Consider the following 5,000-nt stretch of genomic DNA (forward strand, 5'->3'; position numbering starts at 1 on the left):
TTGGTGGCCACGATGAGCAACAAACCCTCTCTTAGCAAATACCGCTATTTGGACCCATAGGCGCTGACGTCAGACACGCCATCATTTGATGGAACCAGCCCTGTTCAAGGAGTTCTGCGACGAGTTCACGAAAGAGATGAACCGTCTCCGAATGGAGGGGCGGGCGGCGATAGACAACGCAGCCGACGAGATCAAACGCATTGACCGAGAGCTGGATAGGCTGGTCGATGTCATACTGAAAGGCGGTGCAGCAGATCGCATTAACAAAACAATGGTTGGACTTGAGACTCGCAAGAAGGAGCTGGAGACTATGCTCGCCAACGCCGATGAGCCGCCACCGCTTTTGCATCCAGAGATGGCGGGGTTCTACCGGCACCAAGTCGAGAAGCTGCATGTGTCACTGCAAGACGAGATTGAGGCCAAACGCCTGGAAGCGACAGAGATTCTGCGGTCGCTGATCGATGAGATTATCCTGACACCTGGAGATGAGGAAATGCTGATCGACGTAAGGGGCGATCTTGCTGGAATCCTTGCGGTTTCCCTCAAACGCAAAAAACCCGCCACAAGGACGGGTCAATCGCAATTTGAGTTGGTTGCGGGAGTAGGATTTGAACCTACGACCTTCAGGTTATGAGCCTGACGAGCTACCGGGCTGCTCCATCCCGCGTCAATGCCGGACAGGTATGGCAAGATTGCCTGGTCTGCAAGGGGGCAGACCTAGAATATAAAACTTTTATGTCATTTCATCAGGCTGATCAGCTGATGCTGCAGTCCATACATCCTTGACCCAAGACGACGGTAATAGGAACTGTCGCAAGTTGCGGATTTTTCGCTTGGATTTAAGGGCTCTACGGATATGTGCGACGGGCGGAAGATGCGGCCGATCCGCGCTATATTGCCCTTGGATTGCATCCGGTGGGTTCAAACCACCAGCAAAGATGACAACACGTCCATTCTTTGGCTTACGCGGCTCTACGACAAAGTTTAGCGGGAACGGAGGGATACACTCGACACGGAAATGCGTCACCCATTCTTTCGGCCAGAACGACACGCCGTTGGGGGCATTCTTGGTGACAAAATGTTGTTCAAACCGATACTTATCCGCAATGCCCTGCGGATCCGCCGCAAACATCTTTTGCAGAGGAGCCAGTGCTCCGACCGGCATCCGATAGATAGAGGTTTGTCCAAGCTTGTGGAACGGCTTGGCAGCGTTCCGCGCCAGTACGACGTCTTCCGGGCTTCCGAACTCAAAAAAGGGATCAAGGCTTCCCAAGATCACCACATCGAGGTCAATGAAAAGGATAGGACCAGACAATTCCGCCAACCTGGGCGCCCATAGGCGCGACTTTGGCCACTTGCCCAAGGTGTTTTTTGGCATGAAACCGGGCATCGGCGGCAGCTCATAGCATTCGACCTCGGGCCGCACGCCTTCGCGCGTATCTGTAAAGCACACGAACCGGAAAGGCGGTGTAATGTTAAGTCGAACCATCTCGTAGAGACGATTTATGTAAGGCGCACCGTACCTGGAACCCCAGTTAATACACATGGTCTGTTTGTTCATGGAGTTTCCGGTATCACCCGAGCGGACGACAAATCAACTGTCCATAAAAAGAAAAGGCCGCAGCGGAATAAACCGCGCAGCCTTGGAATTTATTGAACATCGACAGAGAAATACATTTAAAGGACTTTTTAGGTTTGGCAGTGACCTACTCTCCCACGCCTTAAGACGCAGTACCATCGGCGCTACAGCACTTAACGGCCGGGTTCGGGATGGGACCGGGTGTTTTGCTTGCGCTATGACCACCAAACCGAAAAAGCCCTCTAAGTCCAAGTCATGTACGACTGATTGTGTGTGTATGCTCTTGATGTATCGTTCGAAGTCCTGCTTCTACTGGATCAAATCAAGCCTATCGGACAATTAGTACCAGTCAACTGAACGCATTACTGCGCTTACATCTCTGGCCTATCGACGTGGTGGTCTACCACGGTCCTCAGGGATACCTTGTTTTGAGGGGGGCTTCCCGCTTAGATGCCTTCAGCGGTTATCCTGTCCGAACATAGCTACCCAGCACTGCCGTTGGCACGACAACTGGTCCACCAGTGGTTCGTTCACCCCGGTCCTCTCGTACTAGGGGCAACTCCTCTCAAGTATCCTACACCCACGGAAGATAGGGACCGAACTGTCTCACGACGTTCTAAACCCAGCTCACGTACCTCTTTAAACGGCGAACAGCCGTACCCTTGGGACCTGCTCCAGCCCCAGGATGAGATGAGCCGACATCGAGGTGCCAAACACTGCCGTCGATATGGACTCTTGGGCAGTATCAGCCTGTTATCCCCGGCGTACCTTTTATCCGTTGAGCGATGGCCCTTCCACTCGGGACCACCGGATCACTATGGCCGTCTTTCGACTCTGCTCGACTTGTCAGTCTCGCAGTCAGGCTGGCTTCTGCCATTGCACTCAACGAGCGATTTCCGACCGCTCTGAGCCAACCTTCGCGCGCCTCCGTTACGCTTTAGGAGGCGACCGCCCCAGTCAAACTACCCGCCACACAGGGTCCCGGATCCGGATAACGGATCGCGGTTAGACATCAAGCAAAGCAAGGGTGGTATCTCAAGGGAGGCTCCACAAAGACTAGCGTCTCTGCTTCAAAGCCCACCACCTATCCTGCACATGCTTGGCCTGATGCCAGTGTGAAGCTGTAGTAAAGGTGCACGGGGTCTTTCCGTCTAACCGCGGGAAACCTGCATCTTGACAGGTAATTCAATTTCGCTGAGTCTATGTTGGAGACAGCGGGGAAGTCGTTACGCCATTCGTGCAGGTCGGAACTTACCCGACAAGGAATTTCGCTACCTTAGGACCGTTATAGTTACGGCCGCCGTTTACCTGGGCTTCAATTCAAGGCTCTCACCTCTCCTTTTAACCTTCAGGCACCGGGCAGGCGTCAGACCCTATACGTCGTCTTGCGACTTCGCAGAGCCCTGTGTTTTTAATAAACAGTCGCCACCCCCTGGTTTGTGCCCCCAGCCCCTAGTTGCCTAGGAACCGGGCCTCCTTCTCGCGAACTTACGGAGGTATTTTGCCGAGTTCCTTCAACATAGTTCTCTCAAGCGCCTTGGTATTCTCTACCAGTCCACCTGTGTCGGTTTAGGGTACGATCTTATAGGAGGGCTATTTCCAGGAACCTCTTAGCAGCCCATTCAATCCGATAAGGATGAACTACCTTCGAGATCCGTCACCACTCCACGGCCCAGGAATATTAACCTGGTTCCCATCGACTACGCCTTTCGGCCTCGCCTTAGGGGTCGGCTTACCCTGCTCAGATTAGCTTTAAGCAGGAACCCTTGGACTTTCGGCGAGAGTGTCTCTCACACTCTTTGTCGCTACTCATGTCATCATTCTCACTAGTGATCTCTCCACCGGATCGCTCACGCGCCGGCTTCACAGAAAGCTCCTTGTGTCCAATCCGCCCGAAGACGGTAAGGACACATGGAACTATGTCACACTACGCTCTGCTACCATGCCTTACGGCATCCTAAGCTTCGGCTCATGGCTTGAGCCCCGTTACATCTTCGCCGCAGGACAACTTATTTAGACCAGTGAGCTGTTACGCTATCTTTAAAGGATGGCTGCTTCTAAGCCAACCTCCTGGTTGTTTTGGTCGTCCCACTTGCTTTCCCACTTAGCCATGAATTGGGGGCCTTAGCTGTAGGTCAGGGTTGTTTCCCTCTCCACGACGGACGTTAGCATTCGCCGTGTGTCTGCCATCTAGTACTCCCGGGTATTCGGAGTTTGGTTAGGATCAGTAAGCCTGTGGGGCCCCATTACCCATCCAGTGCTCTACCCCCCGGGGTATTCGGATGACGCTCTACCTAAATAGATTTCGCAGAGAACCAGCTATCTCCGAGTTTGATTGGCCTTTCACCCCTAGGCACAATTCATCCCGATCTTTTTCAACAGATGTGGGTTCGGCCCTCCAGTAAGTGTTACCTTACCTTCAGCCTGATCATGCCTAGATCACTCGGTTTCGGGTCTGATCCACCTAACTCGACGCCCTATTAAGACTCGCTTTCGCTGCGCCTACACCTAACGGCTTAAGCTTGCTAGATAGACCAAGTCGATGACCCATTATACAAAAGGTACGCTGTCAGGCCGCAAGGGCCCTCCAACTGATTGTAGGCGTTCGGTTTCAGGAGCTGTTTCACTCCCCTCGTCGGGGTGCTTTTCACCTTTCCCTCACGGTACTGGTTCACTATCGGTCAGTAAGGAGTACTTAGCCTTCGAAGGTGGTCCTCCGATCTTCAGACAGAATTTCACGTGTTCCGACCTACTTAATACGTCCAATCATGCTTCCAATACGGGGCTGTCACCCACTATGGCCGACCTTTCCAGGTCGTTCTTGTCACAATCATGGCTCGGCTGGTCCCCATTCGCTCGCCGCTACTAGGGGAGTATCAATTGATTTCCTTTCCTCCGGGTACTTAGATGTTTCAGTTCCCCGGGTTTGCTCTTTTAAACCTATGTATTCAGTCTAAAAGTACCTGTTTCAGCGACATATAAGCTGGCTTGCGCCAATTATATGAAACTGTCAGGTGGGTTGCCCCATTCAGAGATCCATGGATCAAAGCTTATTCTCAGCTCCTCATGGCTTATCGCAGAGTATCACGTCTTTCATCGCCTCTTACTGCCAAGGCATTCACCAAACGCCCTTCTCGCGCTTGATTTGATCCAGAAAAAGTAAGACTTGCGTCAAACGCGGATGCACAGCTGGTAACTTAATGCACCCATTCTTCTGGTATCAAAAGCATACTTTCCCGCCAGCATGTTTTGTAACCATGCTGACAATTGAACAGTCACGTGTGTCTACCATCCGTGCGGGAGGCAGACTGTGCTGTTCGGGTTAGTGTACTTGACTTGGACAACTCTGTTTGTTTCAGCAGGGATATACGTAACGCAGCGAGGAAGCACCGGGTTACATACCTTCCACCGAAGTGGAACC

Annotated in this window: 2 protein-coding genes, 1 tRNA gene and 2 rRNA genes; all 5 read right to left on the reverse strand. The window is 52.4% G+C overall.

Features of this window, described 5'->3' with window-relative positions:
• Positions 1-31: 31 nt before the first annotated feature.
• Positions 32-394 carry a hypothetical protein gene (locus Q1A75_RS14805; protein WP_299592423.1) on the reverse strand — a complete coding sequence of 121 codons (363 nt, stop codon included), beginning with the start codon at positions 392-394 and terminating at the stop codon, positions 32-34.
• 196 nt (positions 395-590) lie between these two features.
• Positions 591-667 (reverse strand) — tRNA-Met (locus Q1A75_RS14810).
• Between the two features lie 66 nt (positions 668-733).
• Positions 734-1,561, reverse strand: coding sequence for a glycosyl transferase (locus Q1A75_RS14815; RefSeq protein WP_299592425.1), 828 nt, complete (start codon positions 1,559-1,561; stop codon positions 734-736).
• A 132-nt stretch (positions 1,562-1,693) separates the two neighbouring features.
• Positions 1,694-1,808 (reverse strand): 5S ribosomal RNA (rrf, locus tag Q1A75_RS14820).
• Positions 1,809-1,897: 89 nt separating this feature from the next.
• Positions 1,898-4,725, reverse strand: a 23S ribosomal RNA gene (locus tag Q1A75_RS14825).
• Between the last annotated feature and the right edge of the window lie 275 nt (positions 4,726-5,000).

Origin of the sequence: uncultured Tateyamaria sp. (assembly GCF_947504105.1) — a bacterium.
GTDB lineage: Bacteria > Pseudomonadota > Alphaproteobacteria > Rhodobacterales > Rhodobacteraceae > Tateyamaria.

Bases quoted from the DNA above. Each gene is read 5' to 3' on its own strand.
- Q1A75_RS14805 (WP_299592423.1), bottom strand. From the start codon at position 394: ATGCAGCTTCTCGACTTGGTGCCGGTAGAACCCCGCCATCTCTGGATG.
- Q1A75_RS14815 (WP_299592425.1), bottom strand. From the start codon at position 1,561: ATGAACAAACAGACCATGTGTATTAACTGGGGTTCCAGGTACGGTGCG.